Here is a 16241-nt window from a genome sequence, read left to right on the forward strand (position 1 = left end):
ATACAAAGCCACGTCCGAAGAAAGTACACACGCCGCGAGTCCCACCGGGGTCGCGACGTTTCCAAGGGGTTCGTCCGTCGCCATGAAAATGAATACTCGTTCAGTACTACTGTTTTCCAGCCTTACCGCCGCTGTGGGCCTATCGCTTATTGGGTGTAATGCGTCCAGTGCCACTCCCACCGAACAGGCGCAGGCTAACAAGACGCTGCAGGCGAAGAACGCGGGGAACTTCTCCAACACGATTTTTCTTGGAGATTCTCTGACGGCGGGATTTCAGAGCGGGTCGCTGCTGGATACGCAGCAGGTGCATGGATGGGCTCCGGTGCTGGCGGCGCAGGCGGGGTTCGGTATTGTTCAACCGCTGATTGCTTACCCAGGCGCGCCGAATGTGTTGGAGCTGGAGTCGGTGGGGCCGCCGCCGGTGATTACGAGTGCGCCGGGAACGACGAGCGGACGTGACAACTTTGCGACGCAGCCGACGGACCTCGCGGTGCCGGGAGCGCTGTTGAACGATGTGATGAATACAGTTCCTCTGTCGAATCCGGCGGCAGGGCAGCAGCAGATCAATCAGCTTGTGCTGGGGTTTCCGGGGTTGGGTTACGGGCAGGCTTACAGCCAGTCGACGTTTGCTGTGAAGGCGCAGCCTACGACGATCTTTCTTTGGATCGGCAACAACGATGCGCTGATTGCGGATGAGACGGGAATGCCGAGCAGCATGACTTCGGTGACGAACTTCACGTCGCAGTACCAGGCGCTGATAACGCAGTTGACGACGTTGACTCCGGCGAACCTGATCATCGCGAATATTCCTGATGTGACGAAGGTGCCTTATCTGACGCCTGCGGCTGAGGTGCTTGGGCTGGTTTCGGAGGAGACAGGTGTGCCGACTGCTGTGCTGAGCCAGATACTGGGGATTGTGCCGGGGGACTATGTGAACCCGACGGGGACGGCTGAGATTCCCTTGATTCTGGCGGGGCAGCAGAAGGGGCCGATCAGCGACTCTGGAGTGCTTTCGGCCGCAGAGGTGGTGACGGTGCAGGCGCAGGTGACGGCGTTCAACCAGGTGATTGCTGCGCAGGCCAAGGCGGCGGGCGCTACGCTCGTGGATATCAATGCGCTGTTCAATCAGCTCTTTACGACTGGGCTCACGATCAACGGCTATACCGGCAATGCGAGCTTCCTCGGTGGGTTCTTTGCGCTGGATGGGATACATCCGACCAATACGGGCTACGCGGTGATTGCGGATACATTTATCGATACGATGAATGCTTCGATCAAGACGAAGATTGCTGATGTTGCGCTTGGTCCGATTGCAGCTACCGATCCGTATTGGCCGCCGAACATTATGCCAATAGGGGCTGCTGCCTCGGCTCGGCCGAGGATCATTCCGGCGAATGCTGGGAAGGCTATCGATGCTTTTATGTTGGGGAAGAGGTAGAAGAGCTGCGATAGGTGCGGCTTTTCGCGTTGCGCGTTATGGGGTGAAGTCTTTTGTGGCTTCGCGAACGAAGTCTTCGAGCCGCTGGCCCTTTTTTTGCACGAATTGACGGTCTAGTACCTGAACCTTCTCCATGCGGTCGATGCGAAAGACACGGAAGTCTTTTCGCATCTCGCACCATGTGGCCAGGGTCCATACACCGGTCCAGAAGTAGAGGGCCAGCGGGCGTGCTTCGCGCTGACTGGACTGGCCGTCTTCGCGGGTGTAACCGAAGGCGAGGGCGCGGCGATCGATGCAGGCTTCGTGGAGGAGGTCGAGGAGCTCTCGGAGGGGCTGCGTCATCTTGTAGCCGGGGGCGTACATGAGGATGGAGTCGAGACGTTCGCGCAGCTCGGGGGGGAGGACTGCTTCGATGCGCTGGAGGGCTTGACCTGCGGCGGCCATGCTGGTGGCTCCGCCCCAGGCCTGCACGAGGCGAGCGCCGAGGACCAGGGCCGTAAGTTCGTCGCGGGTGAACATAAGTGGTGGGAGATCGAGGTCGCGGCGGAGGGTGTAACCTACGCCTGCCTCGCCTTCGATGGGCATGCCTGAGGTCTGGAGATCGCGAACGTCGCGGTAGATGGTGCGATCGGAGACCTGTAGTTTTTCGGCGAGCATGCGCGCGGTTTGAAGACGGCCGCCGCGTAGGATACGGACGATACGGAAGAGTCGGTCGGCCCGTCGCATGCACTCATCCTAATGGACAATTTTAAATCCGTTCGGGCTTACTGGTGGATCTTGCGGATTCGCGGACTGCTGAAAGAACATATTTAGAAATTGTTGGGACTCAAGCAGAGGCAAAGGCGAAATACGGGGGTCTCTCCACTCCGCCGTGCGATAAAACTGCACGGCTTCGGTCGAGATGACGGATTTTGACAGGTTCTAAGAGATTTTGACAGGTTCTAAGAGATCAGGTCGCGCTGTGCAGGCCGACGTGGTTGCCCTCCGAGTCTTTGAGGCATGCGAACGAGCCGTAGCCACCGGGGATATCGGTACGCGGCATGAGGATGAGACCACCTGCGCTGCTGACGCGGGAGATGACGGCGTCGAGCTCTCCGTCGCAACTGAGGTAAACGATGGTGCCGGCGCGGCCGGGCTTTTGAAATGCGCGCTTGACGAGTGCGCCAGTTACGCCACCGGGCTCAGAGGGAAAGATGCACATATTTTTATGAGGATGGACGTTTTTCTTCATGGAACGGCCCAGGATGGTTTCGTAGAATTGCGCGGCGCGATCGAGATCGGCGCATGGAATCTCAAACCAAACGGCTCCGGCTTTTGGTTGCTGTTTCATAGTGCCTCCTGATCTTAATGACGTTTACAGAGGCAGAATATCGACACCCTACTGACAGCATTGTGTCAGTAGAGTTTGTCGATTTTGGAGGCTTGAGGATCTGACTAGTAGCCGGTGGGGTCGCCGTGCTGGAGGTTTTCGAAGCGGGTGTAGTCGGCGAGATAGGCGAGCTGGATGCTGCCGGTGGGGCCGTTGCGCTGCTTGGCGATGATGATCTCGGCTTTGCCCTTGAGGTCCTCGTTCTCGCGGTCGTAGTACTCCTCGCGGTGGATGAAGCAGACGACGTCGGCGTCCTGCTCGATGGAACCTGATTCGCGAAGATCGCTGAGGAGTGGCTTTTTGTCGCCGCCGCGCTGCTCGCTGGCACGGGAGAGCTGCGAAAGCGCAACTACGGGAACTTTCATCTCTTTGGCGAGGGCTTTGAGGCCGCGGGAGATCGCGGAGACCTCCTGGGTGCGGTTTTCGAAGCCTTTTTGAGCGCCAGCGGAGCCGGTCATGAGCTGGAGGTAGTCGATGACGATGAGGTCGAGGGCACCATGCTGCTGCTTGAGACGGCGGGCCTTGGCGCGCATCTCGGCGAGGGTGATGCCGGGGGTGTCGTCGATAAACATCTTCGACTCCATGAGGCGCTCGAGGCCGTTGATGAGCTTGGCGCGGTCTTCGCGCATGAGCATGCCGGTCTGGATGGCCTTGGAGTTTACAAGGGCCTGGGATGCGAGCATGCGGCGAAGGAGGCTGGCCTTCGACATTTCGAGCGAGAAGACGGCTACGACTTTGCCGCCGCGAACGGCTGCGTTTTCAGCGATGTTGATGGCCCAGGCGGTCTTGCCCATGGAGGGGCGGGCGGCGATGATGGTGAGTTCCGACTCTTGGAGGCCGCTGGTCATGCGGTCGAACTCGATGTAGTGGGTGGCGAGGCCGGTGACTTCGCGGCCCTGCTCGTAGAGGGCGTCGATGGAGCCGAAGGAGTCTTTGACGATGGCGGTGATGTCGGAGAAGCCGCCGGTGACTGCGTGCTCGGAGATCTCGGTGAGGCGCGTGGTGACTTGATTGAGGACGTCGAGGGCTTCGCGGCTCTGGTCGGAGGCCTCGACCATGCCCATGTCGCAGACGGTGAGGAGCTGGCGCATGAGGCTCTTGTCGCGGACGATGCGGACGTAGCTCTCGATGCTGAGTTTGCGGGGGAGGCCTTCGCTGAGGGAGGCGAGGTAAGGGAGGCCGCCGACGGAGTCGAGCTCTTTTCTTTTGCCTAGAGCGTCGGTGACGGTGACGATGTCGACGGCGTGGCCGACCTCGACGAGGTGGAGCATGACATCGTAGATCTTGCGATGGGAGTCGAGCGCGAAGTCGTCGGTTTTGAGGAGCATGGTCGCGTCGATGATTGCGACGGGCTCGACGAGCATGGCGCCGAGGATGGTCATCTCAGCGTGGACTGAGGCTGGCCGCTCCTGCTCGCCGACGATGTGGGGGTACGTTGCCATGAGGTTCTAAGGTATCGGACCGCTGCTGGGCAGACAGCTGTGCATCCTGTGGACGGCTGTGTATATCCAGTAAATCTTTTAAATCCAGTAAATATGAGTCTACTCCGGAGTCTAAACACTTACGTAGACAAACACACCCACAGGGTGTCGGCGTTGTAGGCTAAAGCCAGTAATACGTTAGGGATAAATTTTCAGACGAGCGGGGAATCAAGATGGGTGCTGAGAAAGTTTTGACTATTCCAGAGGCCGCGCAGCGCGACAAGGCCTCCTTCGAGGTGCTTCGGGTCTGGATCGCCGACCAGGGGCAGCATGTGAGCATTCGCAGTGGGGCCTGGGAGGATCCGTTTGCGTGGGGGATCGTTCTGGCTGACCTGGCGCGGCATATCGTGCTGGCTCATCAGTTGCAGAACAAAGACACAGACCCCGAAGCCTTCCTGAATCGCTTGCTTGAAGGCTTCGAGGCCGAGATTGTCAACCCCACCGATGAACCTGAAGGAGAGGTCACGCAGTAGCTGGTGGCTTTTTATTTGTGCTTGTAGTCCTGGAAGAGATCTGGAAACTGCTGCATGAGAGCGGCGGTTTTCGGAACGTCGCAGATCTGAATGTATGGATTGTTCGGGTTTTTTTCGGCGTAGTCCTGGTGGTAGTCTTCGCCGTTGTAGAACGCCTTGAGCGGCACGACCTGCGTGACGATCGGCTTCGGGAATGTGTGTGCTGCATCCAGTTGAGCGATGTAGGCTTTCGCGATCTTTTCCTGCTCCGGCGAGGTGAAGAAGATCACTGAGCGGTAGGAGGTTCCGACGTCAGGGCCCTGGCGGTTGAGCTGCGTGGGGTCGTGGACTACTGAAAAGAAGATGCGCAGCAACGTCCCGTAGCTGACTTTTGCTGGGTCGAAGACGATCTTGACCGACTCTGCGTGTCCGGTCGATTCGGAGGAGACTTGATCGTATGTTGCTGTCTCGGCGCTGCCGCCTGAGTAGCCAGCGGTGGTGGCAGTGACGCCCTTTACGCGCTGAAATACGGTCTGCACGCCCCAGAAGCATCCACCTGCAAAGACCGCCGTCTCATGTTTGGCAGAGGCGTTCGGCTCGTCCAGCGCGGGAGCCGGAATCGGCTCTTTTCTCTCTGCACCCATCACGGTTCCCATAATCATCCTCCTACCACCGATAAACAGCGTCACGGCAATCAATAAGACACCCAAGACTATCAACGCGCTCTTCATTGCAGCTACCACCTTGTTCTCCACTTTCACATAAGATTGGACGCTAGAAGAGGATAACGGTTACATTTCGTTGGATTGGACTGCATCCGCAGCTCGCCGTGTGTTGATTTTGATGGTTCTATCGGAGTTTGTACGACTAGCTGTTGTATCAGGCTACTCGTGCTCGTCCCTGGATCTCGATGTAGACGTGGATCAGGCTGACCGCCGCGGGTGTAACTCCAGCGATTCGACTGGCCTGGCCAAGCGTTAGAGGTCGGACGCGCGCGAGGACCTCCTTCATCTCGGTGGAGAGGCCGCTCACGGTCGTGTAGTCAAACCATGTTGGAATGGGTCTCTTCTCGGCCTTGCGCATCTTTTCCATCGAGCGGCGCTGCTGATCGAGATACCCGGAGTACTTAATCTCCGTTTCGACCGTCTTCATCTCGTTACGTACCCACGCGGGAAGCTTTGAGGCATCACTTGCTGCAGCCGCATCCATCGCGGCGACCCAACCTGCAAGCACCGTGTCGGCAGTTGCGAGACGGTCGCGAAGTACCGGGGCGATCTCCTCGACTGGGACCTCTGGCCGCTTCAAGAGCTGCGCAAATGTCTGTCCGCTGACTCCTGCAGAGTCGCCATCGAGTTTTTCAAGGAGCGTGACCGGCAGATCTTCTGCACGCACGCGGGCCGTTCCCAACAGCGCTTCGAATGCAGCAGCGCGGGCCTGTTTCGCCTCGTAGTCAGCCCATGCGGTATCGTCGATCAGCCCGAGACGCCGGCCATGCTGAGTGAGTCGAGTGTCGGCGTTGTCGATTCTAAGGTGCAAGCGAAACTCCGCTCGCGAGGTGAACATGCGATAAGGCTCGTTGGTGCCCTTGCTGATGAGATCGTCTATGAGGATGCCGGTGTAGGCTTCGGTGCGATCGAGCGTGAAGGCTTCCTCGTTGCGTACCGCGAGTGCTGCGTTGATGCCTGCCATCAGGCCCTGGCACGCGGCCTCTTCGTAGCCGCTGGTTCCGTTGATCTGCCCGGCGAGATAGAGGCCCGCGAATGATTTGACGCGAAGCGTGCGGTCGAGCTCGGTGGGATCGATTGCGTCGTATTCGATGGCATAGCCGGGACGCAGCATCTCCGCCTTCTCAAGGCCCGGTATGGAGTGCACCATTGCGGCTTGAATCTCCATTGGAAGACTGGTGCTCATGCCGTTGATGTAGACCTCGTGCGTGTTGAGACCCTCGGGCTCGAGGAAGAACTGGTGCCGCGTCTTCTCGGGGAAGCGGACGATCTTGTCTTCGATGGATGGGCAGTAGCGCGGCCCGATGGCTTCGATCTGGCCTGTGTACATTGGCGAACGATGCACGTTTTCGCGAATCAGACGAAGGGTCTCAGGCGTCGTGTGTGCGATGTGGCAGTTGATCTGGCGCAGCGGAATACTTTTTGTGCGGAAGCTGAATGGCGTTGGGTCTTCGTCGCCGGGCTGCACTTGAAACTGGCTCCAGTCGATGGTGCGGCCATCGAGGCGCGGTGGCGTGCCGGTCTTCAAGCGGCATTCGCGGAGACCGAGGCGCTTCAGGCTTTCGCCCAGCAAGACGCTGGCTGGCTCACCGCTGCGGCCTGCGGTGTATTGCTGCTCGCCGCAATGGATCAGGCCGTTGAGAAATGTGCCTGTCGTCACGATGGTCGCGGCGGCGTGGATGATTCGTCCGTCGCGGAGCTTCAGACCGCGAACTACTCGGCTCGCGCCAATCTGCTGATGCTCCGGGTCGCCCTCTTCGACGATGAGGTCGATCACCTCAGCCTGCTTGATGAAGAGGTTCTTCTGGCCTTCGAGTACCTCGCGCATCTTTACGCGATAGAGTGCTTTGTCGCACTGCGCGCGGGGCGACCACACCGCCGGACCACGCGATGTGTTGAGGAGACGGAACTGAATGCCTGTTGCGTCGGCAACCTCGCCCATTACGCCGCCAAGCGCGTCGATCTCGCGGACAAGATGTCCCTTGGCAACGCCGCCAATCGCTGGATTGCAGCTCATCTGCGCGATCAGATCGAGGTTCAAGGTGAAGATGGCTGTGCGCAGGCCCATGCGTGCAGAGGCCATCGCAGCCTCGCAGCCTGCGTGGCCGGCACCCACTACAACTACGTCGTATTGTTCTGTAAACGCCATCTCAACTGTCAATAAGTGGGGATTCGATATCGCCCCTTCTATGATTTTAGCTGGCGTTGCTTGAGTTGGCGATCACACAAAGGCTTTTACCGGAGAGCAGCTGTTATTGTTGCCTGCTGCTCGCGAGTTGCGAGGAGGCGAAGGCGCGTTCGTTCGAGAAGCGCCCAGTCCTGTCGAAACTCCACCATCGTCTCGCGCATGTGATTCTTTGCCCGAAGGACGAATCCAATCCGGCCGAGCATGAGCTGGAAGGTTAGCGCAGGGTCAGACTCTGCGGCCAAGATGTTTTGACTGCTGACTCCAACTTGCCGCGTTATGCCGTCGGTCTCGATGATGAGCCATGGATTCCCGTCGGCGTCGATCGTAGCGGTGGCCGAGTCGAATCGCTTCTGGAAGAGGCGCTTGCGGCCTAAAGAGAGCTCTTTCGCTTCGTCTGAATTTTGCAGCGTCGCGAAGCGTTCGCGGTAGTCGGCCCAGTCCTGCGGCTGTCCTACTATCTCCGCGCGATCTGCTTCGGCTTCGTGTTGCAAAGATGTCGCGTGTGTCTCGTCTTGATCTTCTTTCGCGGCCTTCGCTTCCGTCTCCAGTTCGATAACCGAAGGTGATGGATGGTGCGAAAACTCTTTGTACAAGCCGAAGCGGCCAGTTAAGAAATAGGCGACGAAGAACGATCCTGCTACCTCGTGATCGCCGATCAAGGCGGCGGCGATGAGGTATTTCTTCATATGAAACGCTGTTTCGGTACCGCTCTGTGCGAGTCCGCTGCGAGGCAGATCTCCTGGTTGTTGAGCGTAGTGTGAGCTGTAGAAACCCAGCTCTGGACGTTTTAGCGCCCAGCGTGTGAACGAGCGAGCAGCAGCTTTCGGGGCCATCATGCCGAGATCGTTAGGAAAGTCGCGATGCACTGAGTGTGGAAAGATCAGATTGATGAGTGAGCGCGTGAAGACCGCGCAGTTATTGGTGATTCCGTTGTAGTGGTTCACATTTGGTTCACTGTTCAACCAGTCGACTGCAGCCTGATCTTGTACGCGCGTCGTTTGAACAGCAAAGATGAAGACGTCGCGAACCGCTGTCACGCCCACGATGTCCCGCCAAAAGCTGTGAGCGAGTTCTGGACAGTGTCCCTCAGCACACACCTCTCGAAGGTAGCCTTCGCGAGCATGGATCTCCAAGGCTTCTTTGACGGGTTGTGATGCGTAGAGAAGGCGATCGCCAGGGGTGAGGGATCCCTGCAAGTACAGACTGAGAGGGATCAGATTCCATGCATACGCCTGCTTCTCGCGGAAGTTGGGATAGGTCGTAACGACCGATCCTTGTTCGCCTGGTTCGCAGAGGCGTGCGCGTATTGGGGACTCTGCGCAGACTCCAGATAGATAGACAAGGGAGTGTCCCGCGTGTGTGAACTGTGAAGCCCCAATACCAGTGGGATCAGCGAGCACCACTCCGATGTCCGCCGTGGCGGCGGGGCTGAAGATGGTGACGGGCGTCAGGCCGAGAACAACACAACCTATCCGATGCAATAGATATCTCAGAAGCGCCTTTCAGAGGCCGCTCGCGCATGACTGATAAGTCGAAGCGAAAAATAACCTCGGAAGACCAGGCCCAGCGGCACCTGAAATTCACTCTTTTGCCGTTATCGTACCAACTAGCCTCGAAAGGCTCACGGTATTCCGATAACAATCGTTGGAATCTTCGTGCTTTTTGTGGGTAAATCGTCCGTAACCCTCTTTACAATCACCACATGACGCCTCGATGTTTTTTCTTTTCAGTGGTTTTGATCAGCACGTCGTTTTGCGCTTTGGGCGCACCTGCTCAGCAATCTGCCATAACGACGGACCCTGCCGCAGATAAAGCTAATCCAGCTGCCATGGAGGCCTTTCAAATTCCTAGCCACGGCGCTATGTTGAATGCGCTTGCTTACATTGCTCCGGGCGCAGGGCCGCACCGCGTCGTGCTTCTGCTTCATGGCTTTCCCGGGAACGAGAAGAATCTTGATCTCGCACAGACGATTCGTCGCGCAGGTTGGGATGTCGTCTACTTCGATTACCGAGGCTCGTGGGGGTCGCCTGGAAACTTCTCGTTTACGCACTCGATTGAAGATACGCGGGCTGCGATTGCGTATCTACGTGATCCGGCCAATGCGAAGAAGCTGCGGTCGGACCCCGGCTATATTGTGCTGATCGGCCACAGCATGGGTGGTTTTATGGCGCGGTACGTCGGCGCGCAGGACCCGGCGATCAAAGCCGTCGGATTGATTTCTGCGGCCGACATGGGCGTGGATCGTATGCAGTTGCTGAAGCCTGGCGAAGAGAAGACGGCTGTTGCCAGTCTGGCTGGGCACCTGGCTGCGGAGGGAATGGCACCCCTTGCCGGTTGCACGCCGGAGAGTCTGGCTAATGAGGTCCTGGCGAATGCAGCGGGCTGGAACGTCGTTGCGCTTGCCCCGAAGCTCGCTAGCCGCCCCATGCTTGTCATCACGTCGGACGACGGGCTCGCTCCTTCAAACGATGCCTTCGTTGAGGCACTCCATAAAGCGGGGAATGACGAGGTCACGGCGATCCATCTGTCGACCGACCATTCGTATTCCGACGAACGAATCGCTCTTGAAAAGGCTGTGCTCGACGGCCTCGACTATCTGCAACACAAGTAACACGCGAGACACAAAAGCGGTGACGAGTCGTATTAAACTGCTCTCAGCGTTGTTTACCTGATCGGCGCAGGAGACGGGCCTACCTTGAATCGACTTACGCACAGTCTGGCTACACTCGTTGCATCACGTGAGGGGGAGATGTCGCTCGGGTTCTTTCACTTCCGCCACGGGTGGTTTTTCGCGATTTTTTTGTTCTGCTCGGCGATTGTCCTCGCAAATGTAGTGCACTACATCTTGTTTCGCGTGCTGCGCCGCAAAGAGGAGGAGAACAAAACTTTTGGCTGGGGACTGCAGCGTTATCTCGGTAAGCCTGCGCGGGCCATCTTCTTCCTCACTTGCCTGCTCCTTGTGCTTCCGGCTATCCCTGGACTGCCTGAGAAGATCGAAGACACCGTTCGCCAGGGATTCATCATGGCGATGGTGATTGCACTCGGCTGGTTTGCGGTAGGGTGCATCTATGCGCTGCAGGCCGTTATGCTGCGGCGGTATGACCTGAACGCAGAAAACAACATTCAGGCTCGCCGCGTCCACACGCAGTTCCAACTCTTTCGCCGGCTGCTTATCGGTTTCGTAGTTGTCATCGACATCGGCGCTCTACTTTGGACTTTTAATGATCCGCGAATCTGGCATTACGGCTCTGGTCTACTCGCATCGGCGGGTATAGCGTCACTGATTATTGCTACTGCTGCAAAATCCACTGCGGCGAACTTCTTCGCCGGCCTACAGATTGCCCTTACCGAACCGATTCGCATCGACGACGTCGTCGTGATTCAAGGCGAGTGGGGACGAATCGAGGAGATCAATTCGGCGTATGTCGTCGTTAAGATCTGGGATCTGCGGCGCCTTATTGTTCCGTTGAGTTACTTCATCGAAAACTCATTCCAGAACTGGACTCGCGAGGCCTCCGACATTATGGGAACGGCATTTCTCTATGTTGACTACTCGATCCCGGTCGAAGAGCTGCGCACGCAACTCGAAGCGATTGTTCATCCGTCGCCGCTTTGGAATAAGCAGACTTGTGGCCTGCAGGTCACCAACCTCACGGACCGCTCCATGGAGCTACGGTGTCTCATGAGCTCTCGCAACTCGAGCGACAACTTTGATTTGCGCTGCCTCGTGCGCGAGAAGATGACGGCCTGGATTCAGCAGAATTATCCTGACGCGTTTCCGACTACGCGCTTTGCTTCTCGGTCTGAGTCCAGCTCGACTGGAGATCAAAATCGCACACAACATCCTGCCGCGATGGACTTCAGCTCGCCGCGCTAAGTCTTAGTCGAACGAGGGGAGGTGCTGTATGTCGGTTGCGGGAACCATTTCGACATCACCGCCTGCTTTGATCCACGCCTTCATTCCGCCAGTGATCACGTGTGTGCTGCAGTTCTCCTTCTTCAACATATGGGCCACGCGCACGCTCGTCGTATCGCGAAGACAACTGCAGTAGAGATAGACTTCGCACTCCGGTACCATGAACTCTCGCAGTGCGATCAACTCTTCCTTCAGGCGATTCGGCTCGACGCGGATCGAATTTTTGATTCGTTGCATGCCGGGATCGTAGTAGCCGTGACTTCGGACGTCGGCGATGATCACAAGCCTGTCGAGCGTCATCGATTGCATGCGCTCGTAGAGGCTGTCTGCCGAGATTCGATCGACCTCTTTGTGGCGTTGCGCACGCGTTGTGAAGATGATCAAGGCCAGAACGTATCCGAAGCCAAGCAACAGGACAAGAAACAGTACCGCATGGCTTGCCTGTGTGATCCAGCCAGCAATCTCCCGGATGAATCTACTGAAGACATATCCTGTGAGCAGCCACGAAGAGCAGTAGATCAAGACCCCGAGCGCATCGAGCCGCAGAAAACGCAAGACTCGCATGTTCAGCGTTCCGGCGAGCGGAGCGGCCATGGCCCCGAGCCCCGGAATAAATTTTGCGAATAACAGCGTCTTCTGACCACGGCGATAGAAATATCCTGCAGAAGAAAATATGCACTGCTCCGGGTTGATCGACATGCGGCACATTCCGGAGAGGAGCCACCAACCGGTATATCGTCCGCCGAAGTAGAGCAGCGTATCGCCAGCTACCGCTGCAGACCAGGCTACCGGCAGAACAACCGCCAGTTGGAGCCCATGCTTCGATGCCGCGCCCGCAGCCAGCAGCGCGATCGACATCGGCAACGGCAGGCCTATCGCAGCAAGAAACATCACCACAGCGGTCATGGCGTATCCATGATGCGCTATGACATCGATCAGGCCCATTTGTCCCTTCTTCCGTCGCTACGTCAGCGGTACGATGGAGGGTACGCCACGCTCCCGGACAATCAAATACAACCTTAGAACTCCACTCTGAGCCCCAGTTGGACCTGCCGCTCCGGCGACTGCCCGGTCGATGCCGCCGTGAAGGTTCCGAAGGGCTGTACGTTCAATCCCTCGACTGCGACTGTCGCGGCGTTTTGAAATACGAGCGGCGTAACTTCATCGGCCTCCGTTCCTGCAAGATATGCGCGCTGCATGATTGCGGAGTAGTTCACGCGATTGGTCAGGTTGAAGGCCTCCACGACGCCTCGCAGCTTTACGCGCTCCGACGCCCACACCGCCCTGGCGAGGCGAAGATCGACGCGCCCTGTATCCGGGAGGCGCAGGGTATTTCTTCCTATCGTCGGTAGATAGACCGCACCGCCTGAACCATTGATGGTCTCGTGACCACCTGCCAACCTCGTGCCGCCGAAGATATCCAGGCTGTAGGGCTTGCCGCTGTTCTCGGTAAAGACAGGAGCGACGGACCACCCGTTGGCTGCTGTCCGAAGCCAGTGCTGCTCAATCGAAAATGCCGGTGCCCATACCGCGCTGACCACGACCTTGTGGGGAAAGTTCAGCGCGGACAAGCCTTTGTCATACCGCACATTGAACGGATCGAACTGTGCGTTGGTTCGCGGGGTCGCACCGTTCTGGCCGAAGTCGATTGCCTTGGCCCAAGTCCAGCTTGCTCGAAACTCGAGTCCACCACGGCTGCGACGGCGCGCCTCCAGAGTCAGTGCGTTGTAGGTCGCATTCGCATTGGAGACGATATCCGTCACTGGGCCGAAGTTTGAATTGATTCGCTGGTCGTAAAAAGGGACCACGAAGGTCTCTCCGTTGCGAACCCCTACCGCACCGGTGCCTCCCTGAAGTTGAAACAGTTTGTTTGCTGTAGATGGGGCGATGTTGATGTCGACGGAGTTTGGCAGCTGACGGTCGAGGTTCAGCAGATAGGTTGCGCTGGCGACTGTGCCTCCTGCTATCTCACGTTCGAGGGTGAAACTGCCCTGCTGAACTGCGGGGATCCGGAATCTGCGGTCGAACACCATCGCAGAGGTCGTCTTTGCCACTGCCGCAGGTGGAGTGGTTACATACGCACACGCATAGCCGAACCCCTGATTTGCAACCTGTGGGCAATTTGTAACTGTAGTAGGTAAGATCAAAACGCTGGTTGAAGAAGAGGGCAAGGCTGTGTTCACCAACGCACTTCGTATCGTGGCTCCCGGCAATCTACCGTAGAACAATCCGTATCCGATGCGGACGACACCCTTCCCCGACCCGAATGGCTCCCATGACACACCGGCACGCGGTCCGAAGTTGTTTCTGTCCTCGGGAAACGAGCTTGTCGCACCTGTCTGGCCAAACGCGTGGTCCAGTGCTAAATTTGGCTGCTGTGGCAGCGGCGAAAGTTCATACTCGTAACGCAGCCCTACATTCACAGTGAGCCCCTGCCTCACCCTCCAGTCGTCCTGCAGGAATCCTGCCCACTCCTGGGTGTTGAATGTTACGGCCTGCTGGCCGAAGCTCTGCGTGAACGAACGGAAACAAAAGACGTGCACCGCAGCGGTGATCGACGGACAGCCACCGTTCGGATAGGCGTTCACATTAAAGGTGTAGTCGGTGATCCAATCGACCAGGCCACCTGCATGGCCAGACGTCGTCCCGCTGTCGTAGTGAAAGGCTCCCTGTATATTGCTGAGGCCCACGATATTGTCATGAACCAGACTGAGATCGGCCCCCAACTGAAGTTGATGGCGACCGTGGACCCACGTCAAGAGGTCCGCCAATTGAATCTTGTCCTCGTCTGGATACGCGGTTCGGCCCAGAGAGGTCGATGTGCCGAATGTGAATCCATCCGGCCCGATCGCAATCTCCGGTGCAAATCCACCGACAGAGACAGCAGGCTCCTGCGGAAGCGGCGGGGGAGCCTGCTCAAACTGAAGATCGCGACCATACTGGATGCGTAACTCATGACTCAGCTTTGGCGACGCTTGCCACATCCATCTTCCGAGCAATGAATCGACCCTGACGTAGCTACTGCCCATACTCGCGGTGCCGAGATCCACTACGGGTGCTGTCCGCACGCCCGATGGCGAGCTTGAACGGGCACGATCGTACTGCACACTTACGCGATGATGCTCCGCTGCTTGCCAGTCTATCTTGCCAAAGTTGATTGTCTGATCCTGTCGCCTGGGCACGGTTCCAGTCAGGCTCTCCAAGTAGTTGAGTGCCGCATTCACCTTCGTTGCGGTGACGCCACGATTGCCGAGTAGAGCTGTCTGCGTCGGTGTTAACGCATAGAAGTTTGGGTCGGCTGGAGTGGAGACTGCGGGAAATGATCGCCATTGTTGATCGTAGGCGTAGAAGTAGAAGAGCTTGTCTTTTATGGCCGCACCGCCTGCGCTGCCCCCAAACTGTTGACGCAGGTCATGCGGCTTTACCGCTTCGCTCGTATTCACGCCGTCAACGTAGTTCGTTGCGGTCGAAAAAGGATTCGTTGCACCGAGCACGCTCGACCGCACCAGATAGAAGCCCGTTCCGTGTATTGTGTTCGTTCCACTCTTGGAGACCGTGGTGATAATTCCCCCCGCCGCGTGTCCATAAAGCGCCGAGTAGTTTTGGCCGCTCACGCGGAACTCCCGCACCGCCTCTTGCGAAAACGTGTAGGCTGCCCCGGCATGTCGTCCGTATCCGCCACCGCCGTCCACGCTTCCGGTGCTAACACGGCCGTATGATCCGGTCTCCGCTGCATCTTCAATCTCAGATGCGTTCTCTGCACCCGTTCCGCGCGGCACTGCCCCGTAGCTCTGGTCATCGTCGCCGCCGTCGATGCGGCTGCTGTTTTGCGTTGAGGCCACGCCGCGAAAGGTTAATAAGCCGTCGCCTTCAGGATTGGCATTCGCCGTTGGTGTCAGGAGGGCAAACGTCTGCCATCGGCGGCCGTTGACGGGTATGAGGTCAATCTCGTCCTGCGCGATCACACTTGCCGTAGCGGTAGAGGCCACCTCGTCGACGCTGACCGTGGCGGGGGTGGTGGGCGTCGCCGTAACGCTTACGGAACTAGCCACACCGCCGATCTTCAACCGAGCCTCCACCGACGTCATACCGCCAACCTCGACCACCACAGGGTCGAGGGTCAGGTTCGCGAACCTCTCATAATCCACAAACACCCTGTACTCACCGGCGGGCAGGTGTGCCACGACGAACTCGCCCCTCGCTTCAGTCACAGCGTTGGTTGTCAGGCCCGTCGCCAGGTTTTGGACCTGTACCACCGCTCCCACCAGTGCGGCACCGCCTGCGTCGATAACGAAACCGCTGACCGCGCCATCCACCGACGTCTGTCCCTGAGCGCGCACTCCAACGATTGCAGCGGCACAGCACCACAACAAGCAGGCCCAGAGAATCTTTCCTACGCGCGCGCCAAACCTCGCGCGTTCCATACAAAACAACATGCACTCTCCGCGGATTTGTACCGGTCTACACCGCGACCACGGGAAGATCGAAACAGGTACGCTTGCCTGCCCTTGATGATCCGGGCATAGCATCGAAATTGAGGCCAACGGCATCGTGCCGGAGACAGGAAGACACTATGAGATTAGCTGTAGACCGTCAAATTAAGAAGCGATTTTCCGTTTAAATGAGAAAAGGGTAGCGGCCGTAGCCGCTACCCTTTTGAAACAACGTTATG

The 16241-nt window shown here is 57.9% G+C and carries 12 protein-coding genes; 4 read left to right on the forward strand and 8 right to left on the reverse strand.

The genetic code is table 11. From position 1 onward, the window contains the following. Window positions 1–88: 88 nt before the first annotated feature. Window positions 89–1438: an SGNH/GDSL hydrolase family protein gene (locus RBB82_RS09565; RefSeq protein ID WP_433974898.1), complete on the forward strand. Its 1350-nt coding sequence runs from the start codon at window positions 89–91 to the stop codon at window positions 1436–1438. Between the two features lie 36 nt (window positions 1439–1474). On the opposite strand, the gene RBB82_RS09570 is transcribed toward RBB82_RS09565, so the two are convergent. The 3 genes from RBB82_RS09570 to dnaB form a co-directional block, all read right to left on the reverse strand. Next, window positions 1475–2164, reverse strand: coding sequence for a helix-turn-helix transcriptional regulator (locus RBB82_RS09570; protein ID WP_433974899.1), 690 nt, complete (start codon window positions 2162–2164; stop codon window positions 1475–1477). Between the two features lie 223 nt (window positions 2165–2387). After that, complete coding sequence (locus RBB82_RS09575; RefSeq protein ID WP_433974900.1) at window positions 2388–2768, reverse strand: VOC family protein; 381 nt, start codon at window positions 2766–2768, stop codon at window positions 2388–2390. A 104-nt stretch (window positions 2769–2872) separates the two neighbouring features. Continuing rightward, the gene (gene dnaB, locus RBB82_RS09580; protein ID WP_433974901.1) at window positions 2873–4249 is read right to left on the reverse strand and encodes a replicative DNA helicase; all 1377 of its coding nucleotides are present in this window, start codon (window positions 4247–4249) and stop codon (window positions 2873–2875) included. 212 nt (window positions 4250–4461) lie between these two features. Between dnaB and RBB82_RS09585 the strand changes: the two genes are divergently transcribed. After that, complete coding sequence (locus RBB82_RS09585; protein ID WP_433974902.1) at window positions 4462–4761, forward strand: DUF5076 domain-containing protein; 300 nt, start codon at window positions 4462–4464, stop codon at window positions 4759–4761. A gap of 11 nt (window positions 4762–4772) precedes the next feature. On the opposite strand, the gene msrA is transcribed toward RBB82_RS09585, so the two are convergent. The 3 genes from msrA to RBB82_RS09600 all read right to left on the reverse strand — a co-directional run bounded on the left by msrA (window position 4773) and on the right by RBB82_RS09600 (window position 9134). Beyond that, the gene (gene msrA, locus RBB82_RS09590) at window positions 4773–5396 is read right to left on the reverse strand and encodes a peptide-methionine (S)-S-oxide reductase MsrA (RefSeq protein ID WP_433974903.1); all 624 of its coding nucleotides are present in this window, start codon (window positions 5394–5396) and stop codon (window positions 4773–4775) included. Between the two features lie 223 nt (window positions 5397–5619). Then, window positions 5620–7614 (reverse strand): tRNA uridine-5-carboxymethylaminomethyl(34) synthesis enzyme MnmG, encoded by a 1995-nt coding sequence (gene mnmG / locus RBB82_RS09595; RefSeq protein ID WP_433974904.1) that lies wholly within the window; start codon window positions 7612–7614, stop codon window positions 5620–5622. An 86-nt stretch (window positions 7615–7700) separates the two neighbouring features. After that, on the reverse strand, window positions 7701–9134 hold the full coding sequence (locus RBB82_RS09600) for a hypothetical protein (RefSeq protein ID WP_433974905.1): 1434 nt from the start codon (window positions 9132–9134) through the stop codon (window positions 7701–7703). Between the two features lie 347 nt (window positions 9135–9481). On the opposite strand from RBB82_RS09600, the gene RBB82_RS09605 reads away from it, so the two are divergent. Then, complete coding sequence (locus RBB82_RS09605; RefSeq protein ID WP_433974906.1) at window positions 9482–10264, forward strand: alpha/beta hydrolase; 783 nt, start codon at window positions 9482–9484, stop codon at window positions 10262–10264. 84 nt (window positions 10265–10348) lie between these two features. Further along, the gene (locus tag RBB82_RS09610; protein WP_433974907.1) at window positions 10349–11530 is read left to right on the forward strand and encodes a mechanosensitive ion channel family protein; all 1182 of its coding nucleotides are present in this window, start codon (window positions 10349–10351) and stop codon (window positions 11528–11530) included. Between the two features lie 3 nt (window positions 11531–11533). Here the strand turns inward: RBB82_RS09610 and RBB82_RS09615 are convergent, their stop codons facing one another. Continuing rightward, window positions 11534–12514 (reverse strand): VTT domain-containing protein, encoded by a 981-nt coding sequence (locus RBB82_RS09615; protein WP_433974908.1) that lies wholly within the window; start codon window positions 12512–12514, stop codon window positions 11534–11536. Between the two features lie 74 nt (window positions 12515–12588). Continuing rightward, window positions 12589–16005 carry a TonB-dependent receptor gene (locus RBB82_RS09620; protein WP_433974909.1) on the reverse strand — a complete coding sequence of 1139 codons (3417 nt, stop codon included), beginning with the start codon at window positions 16003–16005 and terminating at the stop codon, window positions 12589–12591. Window positions 16006–16241 lie beyond the last annotated feature (236 nt).

This window comes from Tunturiibacter lichenicola, assembly GCF_051013355.1.
In the GTDB taxonomy this organism is placed as follows: Bacteria; Acidobacteriota; Terriglobia; order Terriglobales; family Acidobacteriaceae; genus Edaphobacter; species Edaphobacter lichenicola_F.

Excerpts from the sequence above, each read along its gene's own strand:
- RBB82_RS09565 (WP_433974898.1), top strand. The coding sequence starts at position 89 with ATGAATACTCGTTCAGTACTACTGTTTTCCAGCCTTACCGCCGCTGTG.
- RBB82_RS09570 (WP_433974899.1), bottom strand. The coding sequence starts at position 2,164 with ATGCGACGGGCCGACCGACTCTTCCGTATCGTCCGTATCCTACGCGGC.
- RBB82_RS09575 (WP_433974900.1), bottom strand. The coding sequence starts at position 2,768 with ATGAAACAGCAACCAAAAGCCGGAGCCGTTTGGTTTGAGATTCCATGC.
- dnaB (WP_433974901.1), bottom strand. The coding sequence starts at position 4,249 with ATGGCAACGTACCCCCACATCGTCGGCGAGCAGGAGCGGCCAGCCTCA.
- RBB82_RS09585 (WP_433974902.1), top strand. The coding sequence starts at position 4,462 with ATGGGTGCTGAGAAAGTTTTGACTATTCCAGAGGCCGCGCAGCGCGAC.
- msrA (WP_433974903.1), bottom strand. The coding sequence starts at position 5,396 with ATGGGAACCGTGATGGGTGCAGAGAGAAAAGAGCCGATTCCGGCTCCC.
- mnmG (WP_433974904.1), bottom strand. The coding sequence starts at position 7,614 with ATGGCGTTTACAGAACAATACGACGTAGTTGTAGTGGGTGCCGGCCAC.
- RBB82_RS09605 (WP_433974906.1), top strand. The coding sequence starts at position 9,482 with ATGGAGGCCTTTCAAATTCCTAGCCACGGCGCTATGTTGAATGCGCTT.
- RBB82_RS09615 (WP_433974908.1), bottom strand. The coding sequence starts at position 12,514 with ATGGGCCTGATCGATGTCATAGCGCATCATGGATACGCCATGACCGCT.
- RBB82_RS09620 (WP_433974909.1), bottom strand. The coding sequence starts at position 16,005 with ATGTTGTTTTGTATGGAACGCGCGAGGTTTGGCGCGCGCGTAGGAAAG.